This is a genomic window from Achromobacter sp. NFACC18-2 (assembly GCF_900108985.1).
Taxonomy (GTDB): Bacteria; Pseudomonadota; Gammaproteobacteria; order Burkholderiales; family Burkholderiaceae_B; genus Achromobacter.
Genome location: NZ_FNYM01000006.1, coordinates 204,700 through 224,618, shown reverse-complemented (window position 1 = coordinate 224,618; position 19,919 = coordinate 204,700). Strand labels below are relative to the sequence as shown.

The window sequence follows — 19,919 nt, the reverse complement described above, 5'->3', positions numbered from 1 at the left end:
GCGTCCGGTGGTAAGCGCCTGCGGCCGGCGCGGCGCGGTCGGCAAACAACCGTCAGGATTGTTGCGCTCTGGCCCAGGAACTGTTGCATTCGCGCAGTATCCTAGCACTGTAGAAAGTGGAAGGGGCCTGGCCTGATTCCGGCTTACCCCACAGATGGAGGTTACATATGGGTTTTAACCGCAAGTACGCAGCGCCCGTGGCTATTGCCACGGCGATGGCCGTGGTGACGCTGGCGGCGCCGTTGGCGTTCGCGCAGCAGGCGGACGCCACCGGCGAGGTGCGGCGCGTGGATGCCGCCGCGGGCAAGGTCACAATCAAGCACGATGCCATCAAGGCGCTGGACCTGCCGGCCATGTCGCTGGTCTATCAGGCCGATCCGGCGCTGCTGGCCAATATCAAGGCGGGGGACAAGGTCCGTTTCACCGCCACCCGCAAGGACGGCAAGTATGTGGTGACGGCAATTACGAATTGACGCCGGACCCGGAAGAAAAAGCCCTGCCGCAAGCGATTGCGGCAGGGCTTTTTTGCGTCTGGGGCGGGACCGGAGCCCCGGGCCGTCAGAGCACGTAGCGGGCCAGGTCCTGGCTGCTGGCCGCTTCGGCCAACTGCGCATTGACGTAGGCGGCGTCGATCTTCACATGCTTGTCCTGGCTGGAGGTGGCGTCGAAGGACAGTTCATCCAGCAGCTTTTCCATCACCGTGTACAGGCGGCGGGCGCCGATGTTTTCGGTGGTCTCGTTGACCTCGAAGGCCAGTTCGGCCAGGCGGCGCACGCCTTCGTCGGTGAATTCCAGGGCGACGTCTTCGGTGGCCATCAGCGCCGTGTACTGCTTGGTCAGCGAGGCGTCCGTGTCGGACAGGATGCGCACGAAGTCTTCGGCGGTGAGCGATTCGAGTTCGACGCGGATGGGGAAGCGGCCTTGCAGTTCCGGGATCAGGTCGGACGGACGCGACAGGTGGAAGGCGCCCGACGCGATGAAGAGGATGTGGTCGGTGCGGACCATGCCGTAGCGCGTGTTGACGGTGGTGCCTTCGACCAGCGGCAGCAGGTCGCGCTGCACGCCCTGGCGGGACACATCCGCGCCGCCGGATTCCTGGCGCGCGGCGATCTTGTCGATTTCGTCCAGGAAGACGATGCCGTTCTGCTCGACGTTGGTGATCGCCACGGCGCGCAGGTCTTCTTCGTTGACGCGCTTGGCGGCTTCTTCGTCGACGATCAGCTTGAAGGCTTCGCGGACCTTCATTTTCTTGGGCTTTTTCTTGTCGCGGGCCAGGCCGGCGAACATGCCGCGCAGCTGTTCGGCCATTTCTTCCATGCCGGGCGGCGTCATGACGTCCATCTGGGGCGCGGCCTGGGCGACTTCGATCTCGATTTCAAGATCGTCGATCTTGCCTTCGCGCAGGCGCTTCCTGAAGGTCTGGCGCGCGCTGTTGTCTTCGCCGCGCAGCGGTTCGCCGGAGGCGCCGCGGGGGGGCGGGACCAGGGCGTCCAGGATGCGGTCCTCGGCGGCGTCCTCGGCCTGGGTGCGCACGCGGCGCATTTCCAGCTCGCGCGTCTGCTTGATGGAGTATTCCGTCAGGTCGCGGATGATGGTGTCCACGTCGCGGCCCACGTAGCCGACTTCGGTGAACTTGGTGGCTTCGATCTTGATGAACGGGGCGTTGGCCAGCTTGGCCAGGCGGCGCGCGATTTCGGTCTTGCCGACGCCGGTCGGGCCGATCATCAGGATGTTCTTGGGGTGGATTTCGTGGCGCAGGGGTTCCGCGACCTGCTGGCGGCGCCAGCGGTTGCGCAGGGCTACCGCGACGGCGCGCTTGGCGCGGTTCTGGCCGACGATGTACTTGTCGAGTTCGGAGACGATCTCTCCGGGCGTCATGTTGGATGCGGACATGAGGGCGGATCCTTGGAGCTAAGGCGGGCTGGGAGGGCGCCGCGGCGCAGGCTGCGCCGCGCGGCGGGCGTCAGTCGCCCAGCGTTTCGATGACGTGGTTCTGGTTGGTGTAGATGCACAGGTCGCCGGCGATCTCGAGCGACTGCTTGATGATCGTTTCGGGCGGCAGATCGGTGTTGCGCAAGAGCGCCAGCGCGGCCGACTGGGCATAGGCGCCGCCGGAGCCGATGGCGGCCAGGCCGTGTTCGGGCTCCAGGACGTCGCCGTTGCCGGTGAGCACCAGCGTGTGCTCGGCGTCGGCCACGATCAGCATGGCTTCCAGCCGGCGCAGGACGCGGTCGGTGCGCCAGTCGCGGGTCAGCTCGACGGCCGCGCGCATCAGGTTGCCCTGGTGCTTTTCGAGTTTGGCTTCGAAGCGTTCCTGCAGGGTGAACGCGTCGGCGGTGGCGCCGGCAAAGCCAGCGAGGATCTTGTCGTGGTAGAGGCGGCGGATCTTGCGGGCCGTGCCCTTGATGACGATGTTGCCCAGGGTGACCTGGCCATCGCCGCCGAGCGCGACGCGGTTGCCGCGGCGCACACACACGATAGTGGTGGCGTGAAATTGTTCCATGCGTTCCTTCCTTTGAAAGGATTAGCTGGGGGCGGTCGCAGGGATATCAAGGTCTGGCCAGTGCGACAAAAAAGGCCATGCTGAACCAGCATGGCCTTGCAGTGGCGGTGCGAATGCGGGACGGGTCAGTCGCCGTACAGCTTTTGGCGCATCTCGCGGCGTTCCTGCGCTTCCAGCGACAGGGTGGCCGTGGGGCGGGCGAGCAGGCGGGGGATGCCGATGGGCTCGCCGGTTTCTTCACACCAGCCGTATTCGCCGCTGTCGATGCGGGCGATGGACTGCTGCACCTTCTTGAGCAGCTTGCGCTCACGGTCGCGGGTGCGCAGTTCCAGGGCGTGCTCTTCCTCGATGGTGGCGCGGTCGGCGGGATCCGGCACGAATTGCGTTTCACGCAGGTGCTCGGTGGTTTCGCCGGCGTTGGCCAGGATGTCCTGCTCGAGTTGTTTGAGCCGTTCCTTGAAGAACGCCAGTTGGCGGTCGTTCATGTAGTCGGACTCGGGCATGGCCAGCAATTCCTTTTCGCTGGGCAGATCAATCGCCGTATCGCTCGTCGACTTGCTTGATTTTTTGGTTGCTGCCTTGGTAGCCATGTAAACACTCCACTATGAATCGATCCTGGCGCGGGCGTCCATTCCCGGTCCGTGTTACTTGTTGCCTACGCTATCCGTACCTCACAGTACTGCCTTCGTCGCATCACGTCACGCAGGAATGGGGATTACCCCGCCAGGCACTGCTCCAAGCCCCGGGTGAAAATCTCCTGGGGCAGCTTACGTCCGATGAACACCATCTTGGTGGACGGTTTCTCGGCCGCGGTCCACGGCTTGCCGGGTTCGGCGCCCATCATCATGTGCACACCCTGGAACAACATGCGGCGGTTGATGCCCTTCATGTACAGGATGCCCTTGTAGCGCATCAGGTCGGGGCCGTAGACCTGCACGACGCCGCCCAGGAATTCCTCGAGGCGCGCGGGGTCGAACGGCTTGTTCGAACGGAACACGAAGGCGCCGATTTCGTCGTCGTGCTTCGGGTGGTGATGATGGGCATGATTGCAGTGCGCGCCGCATTCGCCATCGTGGTCGTGATCATGGTCATGGTCGTGACCGTGGTCATGGCCGTGATCGTGCCCATGGTCGTGATCGTGGGCATGGCTGTGGGCGGCGTCCGGATGCTCATCGGCCAGGAATTCCGGGTCGATGTCCAGAATGGAATTCAGGTTGAAGCCGCTGATGTCGATGATGGACTTGAGGTCGACGTCGCCGAAGTTGACGGCGGTGATGGGCGCGCGCGGGTTCATGTGAACCAGGCGGTGGCGCAGCGCTTCGTAGTCGACGTCGTTGACCAGGTCTTTCTTCGAGATCAGGATGCGGTCGGCGAAACCGACCTGCTTCTGGGCTTCGGGCTGGTTGTCGAGGGTGGCCATGCCGTGCTTGGCATCGACCACGGTGACCACCGCGTCCAGGCGGTAGTACTCGGCGATGTCGTCATCCATGAAGAACGTCTGGCAGACGGGGCCGGGGTTGGCCATGCCGGTCGTTTCGAGGATGACGCGTTCGAAAGTCAGTTCGCCCGCTTCGCGCTTGGCGCGCAGGTCGGACAGCGTGCGCATCAGGTCGCCGCGCACCGTGCAGCAGACGCAGCCGTTGGACAGTTCGATGATTTCTTCGTCGCTGTCCTGCACGAGCAGGTCGTTGTCGATGCTTTCCGGTCCGAATTCGTTTTCGATGACCGCGACGCGGCGGCCGTGGAATTCGGTCAGGATGCGTTTGAGCAGGGTGGTCTTGCCCGCACCGAGAAAGCCGGTGAGGATGGTGACGGGAACCATTTTGTCCAAACTGCGCGGGGTATTCATGGCGAAGCTGCTAGCGTGAAGTCAGGGCGTGGAACACAGCGCCTGACGGGGTTTTCAGTCCCTGCCGATTGATGTCTGCCACAGGCTGCGAAGGCCGCCGATGGCGGCCGGACGCAGGATTACAGCACAGTCGGGGGCAGGGGGCAAACCCCGGGCCAACCCGGGGGGCCGAGGCCGCCCGATGGCAGCCGTACGCCGTCAAGATATCAGGCGATAACTCTATTTGGGGGCGGTTTGCCGGCTTTCAAGGGCGGCTTGCGCGGCGGGCGCGGATGGCCCGGCCGTCGGGACGCATCCAAAGGATGAGCGGGGCGGCGCGGGGTCAGCCGTTCAGTGGTGGTGGTGATGATGTCCGGCGTCGGCCGGCTGCTTCTTCTGGCACTGCGGGCACAGCGCGCGGATTTCGGTTTCGTGCGTGGCCAGCGCAAAGCCCGTCTGGGCGACGCGTTCGGCCAGTTGCCGGCTCATGGCCGGATCGGAGACTTCGGCCACCGCGCCGCAACCGGTACAGACCACCAGCAGGTCGTGGGGCGCGCCGCCGGCGTCGTGGCAGGCGCTCCAGGCATTCACGGCGTCCAGGCGGTGGATCAGGCCTTCGTCCATCAGGAAATCCAGGGCTCGGTACACCGTGGGGGGCGCGGCGCCGGGGTGGACGGCGCGCATCGCGTCCAGCAGTTCGTAGGCTTTCAGGCTGCGGCCGTGACGCAGCAGGAGTTCAAGCACCTTGCGGCGGATGGGCGTGAGGCGGCGTCCGCGCTGCGCGCAGAGCGTTTCGGCGACGCTGAGCTGAGCGCCTACGGTATCGCTGCGGGGTGGACGGGACGGAGCGGACATGGCGGGCTTTATCTGAATGGAAAACGCGCGCGACGCGCGCGTGAGATGCCTGGAAGGTAGCAGAAAACCCCGGGGTGCGGGAGCCGGCGCCGGCGTCCGGATGGTTTGGTTATGATATAACATAATAAAACTGTCATTGCCGCGTTCCCTGTCGTCCCCCCATGTCCCATTTCACGCTCCTGCCCCCGCGGCCCGGCGCCGCGCCCGGCCGGGGCACGCCGCCCCGATCCGCGTTTCTCGTTTCCGCCTGCCGGCGCATGGCCTGGGCGCTGGCCGCGTCGGTCCTGCTGTGGGGCCTGACCGGCTGGGCGCTGGACTGGTGGCCGCGATGAATGCGGCGCCCATCACGGTGGAGCTGGCCGACGCATCGTTCGGCTGGCACGGGCGCGCGGCGCTGCGTTCGGTGTCAGGCAGCTTCGCGCCCGGCGGCATGACGGCCGTGGTCGGACCCAACGGCGCGGGTAAGTCGACGCTCATCAAGGGCATCATGGGCGTGCTGCGCCCGATGACGGGCAGCGTGCGCATACGCGGCGCGGGACGCTCCGCGCTGGCCTGGCTGCCGCAGGCGGCGGAGCTGGACCGGTCGTTTCCCACCACCGTGCTCGACCTGGTTGCGATGGGCGCGTGGCGCCGCGTGGGCGGATGGCGCGGTTTCGGCCGCGAGGAGCTGGACCGCTGCATGCAGGCGCTGGAAACGGTCAACCTGGCCGATGCCGCGGACCGGGGCGTGGATACGCTGTCGGGCGGGCAGATGCAGCGCACGCTGTTTGCCCGGATGCTGGTGCAGGATGCGCCGGTGCTGCTGCTGGACGAACCCTTCGCCGCGGTCGACAGCCACACGGCCGAGGAACTGATGGCGCTGCTTTGCGGCCTGCATGGCCAGGGCCGGACCGTGATCGCGGTCCTGCACGACCTGGACCTGGTGCGGGACCATTTCCCGGAATGCCTGCTCCTGTCCGGGTCGGTGGTGGCCTGGGGCGATACGTGCACGACGCTGAGCGACGCGCACCTGAAAGCCGCGCGGCAGCGGCAGGCGGGGGCCTGGGCATGACGCTGGCGCAGTGGGTGGTATCGCCGTTCGTGGATTTTGGCTTCATGCGTCGCGCGCTGGCGGGCGCCTGCGCGCTGTCGCTGGGCGCCGCGCCGCTGGGCGTCTTTCTGGTGCTGCGGCGCATGAGCCTGATGGGCGATGCGATGTCGCACGCCATCCTGCCCGGCGTGGCCGTCGGCTTCCTGATGGCGGGCCTGTCGCTGGGGGCGATGATGCTGGGAGGCATCGTCACCGGTCTGGCCGTGGCGTTGCTGGCCGGGCTGGTGGCGCGGTTGACGCCGCTGCGCGAAGACGCGAGCTTTGCCGCGTTCTACCTGATATCGCTGGGGCTGGGCGTGCTGCTGGTATCGCTGCGCGGCTCCAACATGGACCTGCTGCATGTCCTGTTCGGCACGGTGCTGGGGCTGGACGACGCCGCGCTGCTGCTCGTGACGGCCACGGCCAGCGTGACCCTGCTGGCGCTGGCCGCGATCTACCGCCTGCTGGTGGCCGAATGCCTGGACCCCGGTTTCCTGCGCGCAAGCGGCGGGCGCGGCGGCGTGGTGCACATGGGCTTTCTGGTGCTGGTCGTGGTGAACCTGGTGGCGGGCTTCCAGGTGCTGGGCACGCTGATGGTGGTGGGCATCATGATGCTGCCCGCGGCCGCGGCGCGCTTCTGGGTGCGCAGCGCGGCCCGCCAGATTCCGCTGTCGGCGGCGATCGGGGTGGCCGCGTCGGTGGCCGGCCTGCTGGTCTCCTATCACTTCGACGTGCCGGCCTCGCCCGCCATCATCCTGGCGGCCGGCGCCTGCTATCTGTTTTCCATCGTGGGCGGCCCGCATGGCGGCCTGCTGCGGGCGGCGCGACGCGCGCGCCCTGCCTGAGACTACTTAAGGAGATTCGCTATGCGTTCGAATTCGCCGGCCCGCCGCCGGGCGTTGCTGGCCATGGCCGGCCTGTGCCTGTCGGCCATCCTGGGGACCGCACAGGCGGCCGAGCCGCTGAAGGTGGTGGCCAGCTTTTCCATCCTGGGCGACATCGTGCGCGAGGTCGGGGGCGCCGACGTCAGCGTGACCACGCTGGTCGGGCCGGACGGCGACGCCCACGGCTACGAGCCCACGCCTGGCGACGCCAGGAAGCTGGCCGAGGCGCGCGTGCTGATCGTGAATGGCCTGGATTTCGAGACCTGGCTGCCCCGGCTGACCAAGGCGTCCGGATTCTCCGGGCAGACGGTGACGGCTTCGAAGGGCGTCAAGCCGCGCGCGTTCGGGAGCCCGGGCGAGGGCCATGGCGGCACCGACGGACACGATGACCACGACCACGACCACGACCACGACCATGACCACGATGACGATCACAAGCAGGGCCATCATCATCACCATGGCGCCGATCCGCACGCCTGGCAGAACCTGGCGAACGGCGTGATCTACGCGCGCAATGTGGCCGATGGCCTGGCAGCGGCCGATCCGGCGCACGCGCAGGCCTACCGCCAGCGCGCCGACGCGTACATCGCGCGGCTCAATGCGCTGGATGCCAGCGTGCGCAAGGCCTTCGACGCCATCGCCGCCGATCGCCGCAAGGTCGTCACTTCGCACGACGCGTTCGGCTATTTCGGCGATGCCTACGGCGTGACGTTCATTCCCGCGATGGGCGTGTCGACCGACGCCGAGCCGTCGGCGCGCGAGGTGGCCGCCATCATCGAGCAGGTGCGGCGCGAGAAGGTGCCCGCGGTGTTCGTCGAGAACATCAGCAGCCCCAAGCTCGTCCAGCAGATCGCGCGCGAGACCGGCGCCAAGGTGGGTGGTACGCTTTACTCCGATGCCCTGTCCAAGCCCGGACAGCCGGGCGCCACCTACCTGGAAATGTTTGAATGGAACGCACGTCAGCTTGCCACGGCCTTGCAGCCCTGAGCGCCGTGGCGGCGCTGCTGGCGGCGGGCGCCGCCAGCGCGCATCCGCACATGTGGATCGACGCCCGCGCGCAGATCGAGATCGATGCCGGGCAGCGCATCACCGCCGTCCGCCAGGTCTGGCGGTTCGACGAGATGTTCGGGGCCTATGCCACGCAGGGGCTGAAAAAGGGCAAGGACGGTTCGCTGCCCGCCGAGACGCTGAACGGCATGGCGCAGGACTGGATGAAGGCGCTGGGCGAGCCGATCTCCCATTACTTCACTCGGGTGACGGTGGACGGCAAAAGCGCCGCCTTCGCCGCGCCGCGCGATGCCCGCGTCGACTGGAATCCCAAGGCCTCGCGGCTGACGCTGACGTTCACTTTGCCGCTGGCCCAGCCCGTTGCGCCGGGCGCGGGCGGCGCGCAGGTGGATATCTACGACCCCACCTATTTCGTGGCCTACGCTTTTGACGAGAAGGGCGCGGTGTCGCTGGGCGGTCCGCGGAGCGCGGCCTGCACCGCCGACTATCGCAAGCCCAAGGAACTGGATTGGAAAACCATGCAGCAGCTGGCCGCGATCCCGGCCGACCCGGACGCGTTGCCGGACGAACTCTTTGCCATCACCAAGGGACTCACGCACCGGATCGACGTGCGGTGCCCCTAGGCCGTCGCGCGGCGGCGCTGGCGCTCCTGCTTGCGATGCTGGGCGAGATGTCCGCCGCGTTCGCGCAGGGCGCGCATCCCTTCGGGGTGCCGGAAAGCGGAACGGGACTTGCCGGCCCCGGCTGGCTCTCCAGCTTCTTCGGCAGCGTGTCCGTCTGGCAGTCGCATTTCTACCGGCAGTTGACGGGCGCGGTGCGCGCCTGGCAGGCAGACGGCGGCGCGGCGTGGGCGTTGGTGGGCCTGTCTTTCGCCTATGGCGTCTTTCATGCGCTGGGGCCCGGTCATGGCAAGGCGGTGATTTCCTCTTACGTGCTGGCCAACCGGCAGACCGCGCGCAATGGCGCGCTGCTGGCGCTGGCGTCCTCGCTGATCCAGGCGCTGGTAGCGATCCTGCTGGTGGCCGTCCTGGCCATGGTGTTCAACGCGACCGCGGCGACGATGAACGAGGCCACGCGCTGGCTGGAACTGGCGTCTTATGGGCTGGTGACGCTGCTGGGGGCCTGGCTGGTGTGGATCAAGGCGGTGCGGCCGCTGGTGCGGCGGGCGGCGGGCGCGAAGGGCGGGCGGGAGCACGGCCACGGCCACGGCCACGATCATGACCACAGCCACAGCCACAGCCACAGCCACGACCACGCGCACGCGCACGGTCACTCGCATGACCACTCGGCCAGCCACATCCCCGTCCATTCCCATTGCCACCACGGCCTCGATTGCGGCTGCGGCCATGCGCATGTGCCGGCGCCGGAGCAGGTTGCCGGGCCGCTGAACTGGCGCCGCGCGGGGTCGGCCATCCTGGCGGTGGGCCTGCGGCCCTGCAGCGGGGCGCTGATCGTGCTGGTGTTCGCGCTGTCGCAGGGGTTTTTCGCGGCGGGCGTGGCCTCGGCGTTGGCGATGGGCCTGGGCACCGGGTTGACGGTGGCGGCGCTGGCCTGCCTGGCCGTGGCGGCGGGCGGCGTGGCCACGCGCCTGGGCGGCCGCCTGTCCGGCGCGGGCGCGGCGCGGCTGCGCTATGCCATCGAGGCGCTGGCGGCGCTGGCGGTGCTGTTGCTGGGGGTGATGCTGCTGGGCGGCATGGTGGCCGCCGGCGGCTGAGCGCGGTACGTCGCAGACCCGTCCGTTCGTACACAAGGTTCGCGCGGGTCCCGGCCGCGCCGCCGGGCGGCCGTCAGCCCTTCAGGACTTGCGGCCGGCGCGCGGATGCGCCTGGTCGTAGGCCTTGGCCAGATGTTGGAAATCGAGCCGCGTGTAGATCTGGGTCGTCGAGATATTGGCGTGGCCAAGCATCTCCTGCACCGCGCGCAGGTCCTGCGCCGACTGCAGCACGTGGCTGGCGAAGCTGTGGCGCAGCACATGCGGATGCACGTGGGTGGGCACGCCGGCCGTCTGGGCGATGCGCGCGAGCTGCAGCTGCACCACGCGCGGCGAAATCCGGCGTCCGCGCGCGCCCAGGAACAGCGCGGCCGCATCCTCGGGCGGCGGCGCCGGCAGGGCAAGCTGCGGGCGGGCTTCGATCCACTTGCGCAGGGCCGCCAGGGCCTGCTGGCCGACCGGCACCGACCGGCGCTTGCCGCCCTTGCCCAGCACCACGACCTCGGCCTCATCCAGGTTGAGCCAGCCCCGCGATTCGTAGCCGGCGGCGCGTTCATAGCGCAGGTCCAGGCCCACCAGTTCCGACAGTCGCAGCCCGCTGGAATACAGCAGTTCGAGCATGGCCTGGTCGCGCAGCGCGGCCGGTTCGGTGGCGACCTGCGCCGGCGCGCGGTCCAGCAGGGCCTGGGTCTGCTCCACGGACAGGGCCTTGGGCAGGCCGCGGGGCGCCTTGGGGGCGCGCACGCCCGCGACGGGGTTGCCGGCCAGTTCCGCCGCCGGCGCCCACCATTGGTAAAAGCCGCGCCAGGCCGCCAGGGTGCGCGCCAGGCTGCGCGGGCCGCGGCCCTGCGCGTGCAGGCGCGCCACGAACTGGCGGATATGGCCGTTGCTGAGCTTGTCCAGCGGCAGGCCGGACTTGTCGGCCAGTTCGCGCAGGAATTGCAGCTCGCGCCGGTAGCCGTCCAGCGTATGGGGCGAATAGCGGCGGTGGGTTTCCAGATGGCGCAGCCAGGCGCTCATCGGGTCGGGCAGGGCGACGGGGGGCGAGTGGGCGTCGTGCGCGTCGCTGGGCATGGCGTGGTCCTTGTCCGCCCCGTTGCGCCTAGACCTTGGGCGAGGCCGGATTCAGCCGGTGCAGGGCCGCGGACGCGAGCTGGCCGACGGACTCCAGGAACGTCGTGCCCATTTCGGGCGTGAAACGTTCGGGGTCGTCGGAACCCAGCACCAGCAGGCCCACGGCCGGACCGTCGGCCTCCAGGCGCAGGGGCACCAGCGCCAGCGACTTGGGTTTGGCGTCCAGCCAGGACACCGCCTCGAAGGCCGTGTCGGTGCCGCAGTAGGGCGTCTTCAGGCTGTCGGTGAAGGTGCGCACGTCTTCGGACACGGGTTCGCCGTAGCCGTGGTCGGGCAGGTCGGACAGGTTCCAGAGGCGCAGCGCCACGTGGTTGAGCTCGAACTGTTCGGCCAGGCCCAGCGCGATTTCGCCCGGCACCAGTTGCGGATCGCATTCGGACAGCAGGCGGCAGCACCACTTGGCCACATGCGAGCCGATGGTCTCGTTGGCGGTGGCGTTGCGCACCAGTTCGTTCAGGCGCCATTCGAGTTCGCGGGTGCGTTCGCGCAGCGTGAGGATCTGGCGTTCGCCCAGCGAAATGGCGCGCGACCCGTGCGGATGCGGCACCTGCAGGGTGGCGAAGACGTCGGCGTGCTCGTCGAAGAAGCCGGGGTTCTCTTGCAGGAAGGCTGCGATGTCCTGGGCGGTGAAAGCGGTATCGGTCATAGGGTTATCGGTTCAGCGCCATGGAGAAGACGAGCTTGTCGATGTCGACCTGGCCCGTGAAGACGGATTCGGCGGGGCCGGTCATGCGGAGCTGTTCGCCGTTCCAGGCGACGGTCAGGACGCCGCCGCGGGTCTGCACGCGCACGGGCGAATCGAGCAGGCCGCGGCGGATGCCGGCCGCGACGGCGGCGCAGGCGCCCGTGCCGCAGGCCAGGGTTTCGCCGGCGCCGCGTTCGAAGACGCGCAGGCGGATGTTGTGGCGGTCGACGACCTGCATGAAGCCGGCGTTGACGCGGCGCGCAAAGCGCGGGTGATGCTCGATGAGCGGACCCAGCACGGCGACGGGCGCGGTGTCGACGTCATCGACGACCTGAACCGCGTGCGGATTGGAAATGGCGACGGCGGAGATGGCAACCGTGCGGGGCATGCCGGCGGGCGCGTCCAGGTCCAGTTCCCAGATCGTGTCCTGGCCCTGCGTGCGCGAAGGCAGGCCGGCCGGATCAAAGGGCAGGGCGGCGGGGTCGAAGCGGGTGCTGCCCATTTCCACGGTGACCTGCTCGTCGTCGCCTTCGTCCAGGACCAGGATGCCCGTGGCGATCTCGGCGCGCAGCGGGTTGCGGTCGGACAGGCCCTGTTCGTGCACGAACCGCACGAAGCAGCGGGCGCCATTGCCGCAGTGTTCGACCTCGCTGCCATCGGAATTGAAAATGCGGTAGCGGAAGTCCGCGTCCGGCCGCGTGGCGCGTTCGACCAGCAGGATCTGGTCGGCGCCGATGCCGAAATGGCGGTCGCCCAGCGCGCGCGCGCGTTCGGGCGTCATGTCGATGGCCTGGCGGACCCCGTCGAGCACAACGAAATCGTTGCCCGCGCCATGCATTTTGGTGAAGTTCCAGTTCATCACGGGATTATCGCCCATTATCGTGGCGCGGCGGGCGCGCGCCCGGCGTCAGTACAGCTTGGCTTCGCCCTGCGGCCGCGTCTTGAAGCGGCGGTGGACCCAGTAGTACTGGCTGGGGCAGCGCCGCACCCAGGTTTCCAGTTCGCGGTTCAGGCGGGCGGTGGCGGCTTCCAGGCCGTCGTCGCCCGGGAAGTCCTCGAGCGGCGGCAGGACGTCGACGTGGTACTTGCCGGTGTCCGGATTCCAGAAACCCACGATCGGCAGCACGGCGGCGTTCCACTTCTGCGCGAGCTGGGCGGTGGCGAGCAGCGTGGCGGCCGGGACGCCGAAGAACGGCACGAAGACCGAGCCCTGGCGGCCGAAGTCCATGTCGGGCAGGTAGTAGACCGGGCGGGGCGCGCGCAGGTGGCGGATCAGCTCGCGCACGCCATCCTTGCGGCTGACCAGGAAGACTTCGTTGAAGCGCGCGCGGCCGGCGGCCACGACGGCGTCGATGTGCGGATCGCTCTGCGGGGTGTACATGGTGGCCGCGCTGGGCACTTCCATGGTGAGGCGGGTGGCGGCGGCGTCCAGCGCGATGAAGTGCGGCGCCAGCAGGATCACGGAACGGCCCTCGGCCGTCAGGGCATTGATGCGCTCGGCGCCCGTCTGCGTAACCATCTCCCGGATGGCCTCGGGCGTGCCGTACCAGAGGACGCCGCGGTCGACGATGGATTGCGCCAGCGCGCGGAAGTGGTCGGCCACCCATTGTTCGCGCACGGCCGCCGGCTGGTCGGGAAAGCACAGTTCCAGGTTGCGGCGCACGATGCGCGCGCGCGACTTGGCCAGGCGGGGCGCCAGCCAGCCCAGGCAGGCGCCGATGCGCAGGCGCGTCGCCGGCTTGATGCGGCCGAACCATTTCAACAGGGAGACCAGCGTGCGCGTTTTTCTATCGTTCATGGATGTGGAATGAGACCGGGCGGCGGGATCGGCGGGGCGTCAGGCGGCCGGGGGCGCCGGTTCGGCGTCGGGCGCCGGGGGGGCGCCGCGCGGGGTCTTGTAGCGGTTGTAGCTCCAGAGGTACTGCTCGGGGCAGCGGCGGATCAGCGTTTCCATCGCGGCGTTGATGAGGGCGGCCTGGCCCTCCGGATCGGCGGGCAGCGGCTCGGGGACCCGGACGTAGTGGATGCGCCAGCCGCGGCCCTTGGGCAGGCGCTCGCCGGCGGTCAGGATGATGGGCACGTTCGTCTGGGTCGCCAGCTTGCCCGGCAGGGTCATGGTGTACGCCAGGCGGCCGAAGAACGGCACCCAGACGCCGTCGCCCACGCTGGGCGCCTGGTCGGGCAGCATGCCGACGGATTCGCCGCGGCGCAGGGCGCGCACGAATTCCCGCACGCCCTGCATGGTGGCGGGCACGGCATTGACCGCCGAGCTGTTGCGCGCCGTTTCCAGCAAGGGCGCCAGCACGTCCTTGCGCGGCGGGCGGAACATCACCGTCATGGGCATCTGCCGCGCCAGGTAGCGCGCCGTGATCTCGAAGCAGCCCAGGTGCGGGGTGAGGAACAGGATGCCGCGGTTTTCGGCGCGCGCGGCGGCGACCACGTGGTCATCGTCGGATACCACCTGCGCCAGGCTCTCCTGGTTGCGGAACCAGACGCGCGGATTCTCCAGGATCATGGCGCCGGCTTCGGCCGCCGCGCGGCGCGCGAACGCCGCGCCGGGATAGCCGGCCTGGGCCGCGTTGGCCTGCAGGCGGCGCCGGTACTTGCCCGGCCAGGCATAGACGGCGCGCCCGGCAAGCCGCCCGACGGCATGCGCGACGGGGAGCGGCAGGGCGGCAAATAGTCGAAACAGAGGCAGCAGCATGCGTCAAAAGGAGGAAATCGGGCCGGGTCGTGCCGCTGCTCGGGGTATATGCATACACCCTCGCCGCAAGCATAAGAACGGCATTTTCGCTTAAAATCCGACCAGTCGCCGAGTTAACCGACAACTTGCGGGGCGACGGCAAGGGTGCGGCGTTCTGCGCGGCCATTGCCAAATCCGCTAAAGCGTCGCGCCCAGTTGGCATTCGCAGTGCAGACCGGGGTGCAGCGCGCCTCGTGAACCTATGTGCCGGGAATCCCGGACAAGCAAGGACGCATCTGTGGCCAACAACGATTTTCTCTTCACTTCCGAATCCGTCTCCGAAGGGCACCCCGACAAGGTTGCCGATCAGATCTCCGATTCGATCCTCGACGCCATCTTCACGCAAGACCCGAACGCGCGTGTCGCAGCCGAAACGCTGTGCAACACGGGCCTGGTCGTGCTGGCTGGCGAAATCACCACCACCGCCAACGTCGACTACATCCAGGTCGCGCGCGACACGATCCGCCGTATCGGCTACGACAACACCGAATACGGCATCGACTACAAGGGTTGCGCGGTGCTCGTCGCCTACGACAAGCAATCGCCCGACATCGCGCAGGGCGTGGACCGCAGCTCGGAAGACTACCTGAACCAGGGCGCGGGCGACCAGGGCCTGATGTTCGGCTACGCCTGCGACGAAACCCCCGACCTGATGCCGGCTCCGATCTGGTACGCGCACCGCCTGGTGCAGCGCCAGAGCGAGCTGCGCAAGGATGGCCGCCTCGCGTGGCTGCGTCCCGACGCCAAGTCGCAGGTGACGTTCCGCTATATCGACGGCCGTCCCGCCGAAGTCGACACCGTCGTGCTGTCGACCCAGCATTCGCCCGAGGTCTCGCAAGAGACCATCCGCGAAGCGGTCATCGAAGACATCATCAAGCCCAGCTTCCCCGAAGGCCTGATCACGCCCAAGACCAAGTTCCTGGTCAACCCGACCGGCCGCTTCGTCATCGGCGGCCCGCAAGGCGATTGCGGCCTGACCGGCCGCAAGATCATCGTCGACACCTACGGCGGCGCATGCCCGCACGGCGGCGGCGCGTTCTCGGGCAAGGATCCGTCCAAGGTCGACCGCTCGGCGGCCTACGCCGCCCGCTACGTGGCCAAGAACATCGTGGCCGCGGGCCTGGCGCGCCAGTGCCAGGTGCAGGTCAGCTACGCCATCGGCGTGGCCGAGCCCATCAACATCACCGTGTACACCGAAGGCACGGGCGTCATCCCCGACGACCAGATCGCCAAGCTGGTGCGCGAGCACTTCGACCTGCGTCCGAAGGGCATCGTGAACATGCTGGACCTGCTGCGCCCGATCTACACCAAGACCGCCGCGTACGGCCACTTTGGCCGCTCGGAGCCGGAGTTCTCGTGGGAAGCCACGGACAAGGTGCAGGAACTGAAGAAGTCTGCCTGACGCCGGATCATCTCCACCCGGTTCAACGAAAAGCGCCCCGACGGGGCGCTTTTTTTTCGTACGGACGCGGGGTATCAGGTGAGGCGTGCGCGCAGGGCGAGCGGTTCAGGGGCGCGCCATTCAAAGACCCCAGGCCGACAGGTCGGGGCGATTCGCAACTGGAGACAGCACGCTTTCCAACGCCGCCGCGCAGTCCAGCAGCGCCGCGTCGCCGCCCGCGGGCGACAGCAACTGCACGGCGCACGGCATGCCATCCGCATCCAGGCCCGCCGGCAGCGCGATCGCCGCCGCGCCCAGGAAATTGGCCGGGCGCAACAGCTTGCCCAGGCCGGCGTGGCGCGTGTCCTGCGGGTCCAGTTCCTGCGCGGCCTGGTCGCAGGCGGGCATGAGCAGAGCGTCCACGCCCCGCATGGCCTGCGCGAAGTTCGCCATGTCGGCATGGCGGCGCCGCAGCGCGGCCTCGTAGCTCGCCTGCGTGATCCGGCCGCCCGCGGCGATGCGCGCGCGCACCACGTCCCACAGCGGTTGCGCGGGGTCGTCGGCCAGCGCGCCGTAGTAGCGGAAAGCCTCGTACGCCAGCACCACCGAATTGTCGTCGGCCATGCGGGCAAAGGACAGGGACGCGGGCGGGTGCCAGGCCGTGGGGGTATAGCCAGCCTGCGCGAGCCGGCCCTGCGCGTCATGCCAGGCCTGCAGCGCCTCGTCGGTGAGCGGGGCGGGCCAGGCTTGCGGCGCCAGCACGGCGACGGCGCCCGGCTTGCGCGTCTGCGCGTCGCGCAGGGCCGTGACGCAGGCGGCGGGCAGGCCGAGCGTGGCCGGGTCGTCGACGTCGGGCCCGGCCAGCAGTTGGGTCAAGAGGCGGGCGTCCGCGACGGTGCGCGTGATCGGGCCCAGCACGTCCAGCGTGTCGGACAGCGGCAGGCAGCCCGCGCGGCTGATGAGGCCGGACGAGGGCTTGTAGCCGACCACGCCGTTCAGCGCCGCGGGGGCGCGCACGGAGCCGCCGGTGTCGCCGCCCAGCGCCAGCGGTGCGAGGCCCGCCGCGACGGCGACGCCCGAGCCGCTGGAGGAACCGCCCGGCGCGCGCGCCGTGCTGGCGTCCCAGGGATTGCGCGCGGTGCCCTGGGTCGGGTTCTGGCCCGACAGGCCGAACGCGAATTCCGTCATGCGCGTCTTGCCCAGGATGACCATGCCCTGCGCCGTGAGCCGCTGCGTCGCGGCCGCGGTCTGCGCGCTGACAACCTCCGCGCGCGTCTGCGAGCCGCCGGTGGCCAGCGTGCCCGCCCATTGGATGCTGTCCTTCATCGCCACCGGCACGCCATGCAGCGGTCCCAGGCAGATGCCCGCGTCCAGCAGCCGATCCGCCGCGTCGGCCTGCGCCAGCGCGCGTTCGGCGGTGACCACGCTGTAGGCGGCCAGCGCCCCGCCGCGCTCGATGCGGTCCAGGAAATGCAGGGTGAGCGCGCGCGAGCGGATCTTGCGTTCGCGGATGGCGCGGGCCAATTGGCGGGCGTCTTGGAAGTGCAGGGGAGTGTCTTGGGCGGGCATGGCGTCTTCTCGAAATGAAAAAGCCTTCCGGTCCATTGCGGGACCGGAAAGCGTTCGGGGCGGGGTGCGTCCTGCGATGGCTATTTCAGGACCTGGCCCCGGGTTTCGGGCATGCGGATGAAGGTGACCAGCGTGATGACGGCGCCCGCCAGCACGTAATAGAAGAACCAGCGCTCCATGCCCTTGCTTTGCAGCCAGGTCAGCAGATAGGGCGTGGTGCCGCCCAGCAGCGCGACGACCAGGTTGTAGGGCGTGCCGATGCCGACGGCGCGCACGCTGGTGGGGAATTGCTCGGACATGATGGCCGGCGCGATCGAGGTGTACATCGCGTACAGCACCAGGCCGAAGAGCTCCACCGCCAGGATCGACCCGAACGACGGACCCAGCGTGGTCATGAGCGGATAGAAAAAGAGCAGGTAGCCGGCCGCGAAGAAGATGAGCTGCGGCTTGCGGCCGATGCGGTCGGACAGCATGCCGAAAAGGGGCTGCACCAGCATGAAGACGACCAGCGCGACGGTATTGGCGGCGAACGCGGTCTTGGGGTCCGCGCCGACCTGGCGGATGGCGTAGGTGGGCACGTAGGCCACGAAGATGTAGAACGCGAAGGTCGTCAGGACCGAAAAGCCCACGATGCGCAGCACTTCGCGCGGATGGTCGCGCAGCAGGGTGCGCAGGGGCTGCTTTTCGACGCCGGCCTTCTTGGCGTGCGAGAAGGCTTCGGTCTCCGGGATGGCGCGGCGGATCCACATGCCGGCCAGGCCGCCCAGCGCGCCCAGCAGGAAGGGAATGCGCCAGCCCCAGGCCGCCATGTCGGCCTTGGTCAGGACGGTGGTCAGGACCCAGCCGACGGCGGAGGCGGCCAGGATGCCGACCGCGGCGCTGAAGAATACGAAGCTGGAATAGAAGCCGCGCTTGTTGGGCGGCGCCATTTCCGCCAGGAAGGTCGTGGCCGAGGCATACTCTCCGCCCAGCGACAGGCCTTGCAGGAGGCGCGCCGCGGTCAGCAGCAGGGGCGCAGCAATGCCGATGGCGGCGTAGGTGGGCGTGATCGCGATGATGAGCGAACCGCCCGCCATCATCAGGATCGTCAGGCCCAGCGCGGCTTTGCGGCCATAGCGGTCGGAGAAGATGCCCAGCACCCATCCGCCCACCGGACGCATGAAAAAGCCCACCGCGAAAATGCCGAAGGACGCCAGCAGCGCGGTAGTCTCGTTGCCCGGGGGAAAGAACTGGCTGGAAAAGAAGATGGCGAACGACGCGTAGATGGTCCAATCGAACCATTCCACCGCATTGCCTACACTACCGGCCAGAATCGTGCGACCGCGCGAAACGGGCGGGGCGCTTGCCCCTTGCGCCTGGCGCAAGGTTGCGGATGTGCTGCTCATGACGTCCTCAAAGTGGTTTTATTTTTGGTCAAATAGACCAAGTAAATTTGTGTTTTTATCAATGCGCGAACGTTAGATTAATGGATATGGTCACGTCAAGTAAGGGTAACCCCCTAATCGCCGAGCTCGACGACACGGATCTCGCGTGCCTGGTCGCGCTGCAGGCCCAGCCCCGCGCCTCGTGGCGCGAACTGGGGGCGGCAACGGGCATCGCCGAGCGGACCGTGGCGCGGCGCATCAAGCGCCTGATGGACGCGGACGCGCTGCGCGTCATTGCCGAACCGGACCCGCTGGCCACCGGCCGCGGGGTGGTGCTGCATGCGTGGGTGCGCTGCCGGTCGGGCCGGGTGCCGGACGTGGCCGAACGGCTGGCGCGGCTGGACATCAGCCAGCTCGTCGTGACGCTGGCCGGGTCGGCCGACCTGATGGCCGAGCTGACGCTGGCGGACGCCGCGGATATGCCGGACGTCGTGACGCGGGTGCTGCCGTCGATCGATGGCGTGGAACACGTGGAGGCGCGGCTGGTGCTGCGGCCGTTCCGGCGCGCGGGCCAGTGGCGCATCCAGCCCCAGCCCGGCGGCGGTGCGGACGCGCCGGCGCTGCCGCCGCCGTCGGCGCTGTCGGATGCCGAACAGCGCATGGTCGCCCATCTGATGCGCGACGGGCGCGCCAGCCTGGCCGAGCTGGCCGAACGGGCCGGCGTGAGCGAGCCCACGGCGCATCGGCTGCTGCAGAACCTGGTGGAGCGCCGGGCGCTGAGCTTTCGGGTGGAAGTCGAGCCGGCGCTGGTCGGCTTTCCGGTGGAGGCGGTGATTTCGGTGCAGGTGCGTCCGCAGGCGGTGGACGCGCTGGCCGCGCACCTGGCGCTCGATCCGCACACGCGCTGCCTGTTCGGCACGAGCGGCGCGTCGCAGCTCTTCTGGCACGTGCTGTGCCGCGACAGCCTGCATCTGTGGGAAGTGGTGACGCGGCGCCTGGGCGAGCTGGTCGGCGTACTGAACAGCGACGTCGGCGTGGTGATGCGCGCGCACAAGCGTTGCGGCATCGTGCGCGCCGGGACGCGGCTGGGACCCGAAGCCGACTCGGGTCCAGCAGGCACGTGATGTCAGGCAAGAAATGCCGGACAAGAAATGTCAGGCAAATAATGTCAGGCAAGTAATGCCA

21 protein-coding genes are annotated in these 19,919 nt (G+C 68.6%); 9 read left to right on the top strand and 12 right to left on the bottom strand.

Annotation, left to right across the window (positions count from 1 at the left end; genetic code table 11):
* Positions 1-167 precede the first annotated feature (167 nt).
* On the top strand, positions 168-473 hold the full coding sequence (locus BMW75_RS11550; protein ID WP_092579388.1) for a copper-binding protein: 306 nt from the start codon (positions 168-170) through the stop codon (positions 471-473).
* An 85-nt stretch (positions 474-558) separates the two neighbouring features.
* Here the strand turns inward: BMW75_RS11550 and hslU are convergent, their stop codons facing one another.
* The 5 genes from hslU to BMW75_RS11525 form a co-directional block, all read right to left on the bottom strand.
* Entirely contained in the window at positions 559-1,893 is a 1,335-nt protein-coding gene (gene hslU, locus BMW75_RS11545; RefSeq protein WP_076518428.1) for an ATP-dependent protease ATPase subunit HslU, read from the bottom strand.
* A 70-nt stretch (positions 1,894-1,963) separates the two neighbouring features.
* Positions 1,964-2,503: an ATP-dependent protease subunit HslV gene (hslV, locus tag BMW75_RS11540; RefSeq protein ID WP_056327243.1), complete on the bottom strand. Its 540-nt coding sequence runs from the start codon at positions 2,501-2,503 to the stop codon at positions 1,964-1,966.
* Positions 2,504-2,628: 125 nt separating this feature from the next.
* Positions 2,629-3,093: an RNA polymerase-binding protein DksA gene (gene dksA / locus BMW75_RS11535; RefSeq protein WP_056327244.1), complete on the bottom strand. Its 465-nt coding sequence runs from the start codon at positions 3,091-3,093 to the stop codon at positions 2,629-2,631.
* Between the two features lie 125 nt (positions 3,094-3,218).
* Complete coding sequence (locus BMW75_RS11530) at positions 3,219-4,352, bottom strand: CobW family GTP-binding protein (RefSeq protein ID WP_092579386.1); 1,134 nt, start codon at positions 4,350-4,352, stop codon at positions 3,219-3,221.
* Between the two features lie 330 nt (positions 4,353-4,682).
* A complete protein-coding gene (locus BMW75_RS11525) occupies positions 4,683-5,186 on the bottom strand; it encodes a Fur family transcriptional regulator (RefSeq protein ID WP_076518430.1) in 504 nt (167 codons plus the stop codon).
* A gap of 161 nt (positions 5,187-5,347) precedes the next feature.
* On the opposite strand from BMW75_RS11525, the gene BMW75_RS29445 reads away from it, so the two are divergent.
* From BMW75_RS29445 to BMW75_RS11500, 6 genes are read left to right on the top strand one after another with little or no spacing between them, the layout of a single operon-like run.
* Positions 5,348-5,518 carry a hypothetical protein gene (locus BMW75_RS29445; RefSeq protein ID WP_175493149.1) on the top strand — a complete coding sequence of 57 codons (171 nt, stop codon included), beginning with the start codon at positions 5,348-5,350 and terminating at the stop codon, positions 5,516-5,518.
* Positions 5,515-6,237 (top strand): metal ABC transporter ATP-binding protein, encoded by a 723-nt coding sequence (locus BMW75_RS11520; protein WP_076518431.1) that lies wholly within the window; start codon positions 5,515-5,517, stop codon positions 6,235-6,237. Before BMW75_RS29445 ends, BMW75_RS11520 begins: the two co-directional genes overlap by 4 nt.
* A complete protein-coding gene (locus BMW75_RS11515; protein ID WP_092579384.1) occupies positions 6,234-7,100 on the top strand; it encodes a metal ABC transporter permease in 867 nt (288 codons plus the stop codon). The genes BMW75_RS11520 and BMW75_RS11515 overlap by 4 nt, the downstream gene beginning before the upstream one ends.
* Before the next feature lie 21 nt (positions 7,101-7,121).
* A complete protein-coding gene (locus BMW75_RS11510) occupies positions 7,122-8,126 on the top strand; it encodes a metal ABC transporter substrate-binding protein (protein ID WP_092579382.1) in 1,005 nt (334 codons plus the stop codon).
* Positions 8,087-8,770 carry a DUF1007 family protein gene (locus BMW75_RS11505; protein ID WP_092579380.1) on the top strand — a complete coding sequence of 228 codons (684 nt, stop codon included), beginning with the start codon at positions 8,087-8,089 and terminating at the stop codon, positions 8,768-8,770. Before BMW75_RS11510 ends, BMW75_RS11505 begins: the two co-directional genes overlap by 40 nt.
* Positions 8,761-9,861 carry a nickel/cobalt transporter gene (locus BMW75_RS11500; protein ID WP_371466965.1) on the top strand — a complete coding sequence of 367 codons (1,101 nt, stop codon included), beginning with the start codon at positions 8,761-8,763 and terminating at the stop codon, positions 9,859-9,861. The genes BMW75_RS11505 and BMW75_RS11500 overlap by 10 nt, the downstream gene beginning before the upstream one ends.
* 81 nt (positions 9,862-9,942) lie before the next feature.
* Here the strand turns inward: BMW75_RS11500 and xerC are convergent, their stop codons facing one another.
* The 5 genes from xerC to BMW75_RS11475 are packed head-to-tail and all read right to left on the bottom strand — an operon-like array spanning position 9,943 to position 14,381.
* Positions 9,943-10,932, bottom strand: a complete 990-nt coding sequence (xerC, locus tag BMW75_RS11495) for a tyrosine recombinase XerC (protein ID WP_092579376.1) — start codon at positions 10,930-10,932, stop codon at positions 9,943-9,945.
* A gap of 28 nt (positions 10,933-10,960) precedes the next feature.
* Positions 10,961-11,638 carry a DUF484 family protein gene (locus BMW75_RS11490; RefSeq protein ID WP_076518437.1) on the bottom strand — a complete coding sequence of 226 codons (678 nt, stop codon included), beginning with the start codon at positions 11,636-11,638 and terminating at the stop codon, positions 10,961-10,963.
* Between the two features lie 4 nt (positions 11,639-11,642).
* Entirely contained in the window at positions 11,643-12,554 is a 912-nt protein-coding gene (gene dapF / locus BMW75_RS11485; RefSeq protein WP_092579374.1) for a diaminopimelate epimerase, read from the bottom strand.
* A 30-nt stretch (positions 12,555-12,584) separates the two neighbouring features.
* Entirely contained in the window at positions 12,585-13,475 is an 891-nt protein-coding gene (locus tag BMW75_RS11480) for a lysophospholipid acyltransferase family protein (protein ID WP_092579372.1), read from the bottom strand.
* Between the two features lie 39 nt (positions 13,476-13,514).
* Positions 13,515-14,381: a lysophospholipid acyltransferase family protein gene (locus tag BMW75_RS11475; protein ID WP_076518440.1), complete on the bottom strand. Its 867-nt coding sequence runs from the start codon at positions 14,379-14,381 to the stop codon at positions 13,515-13,517.
* A gap of 277 nt (positions 14,382-14,658) precedes the next feature.
* Here BMW75_RS11475 and metK point away from each other — a divergent pair, with 277 nt between their 5' ends.
* Entirely contained in the window at positions 14,659-15,822 is a 1,164-nt protein-coding gene (metK, locus tag BMW75_RS11470; RefSeq protein ID WP_076518441.1) for a methionine adenosyltransferase, read from the top strand.
* Positions 15,823-15,942: 120 nt separating this feature from the next.
* Here the strand turns inward: metK and BMW75_RS11465 are convergent, their stop codons facing one another.
* On the bottom strand, positions 15,943-17,370 hold the full coding sequence (locus tag BMW75_RS11465) for an amidase (RefSeq protein ID WP_092579370.1): 1,428 nt from the start codon (positions 17,368-17,370) through the stop codon (positions 15,943-15,945).
* A gap of 80 nt (positions 17,371-17,450) precedes the next feature.
* Complete coding sequence (locus BMW75_RS11460; RefSeq protein WP_092579368.1) at positions 17,451-18,755, bottom strand: MFS transporter; 1,305 nt, start codon at positions 18,753-18,755, stop codon at positions 17,451-17,453.
* Positions 18,756-18,835: 80 nt separating this feature from the next.
* Between BMW75_RS11460 and BMW75_RS11455 the strand changes: the two genes are divergently transcribed.
* On the top strand, positions 18,836-19,858 hold the full coding sequence (locus BMW75_RS11455) for an Lrp/AsnC family transcriptional regulator (protein ID WP_092579366.1): 1,023 nt from the start codon (positions 18,836-18,838) through the stop codon (positions 19,856-19,858).
* The last annotated feature ends 61 nt before the right edge of the window (positions 19,859-19,919 follow it).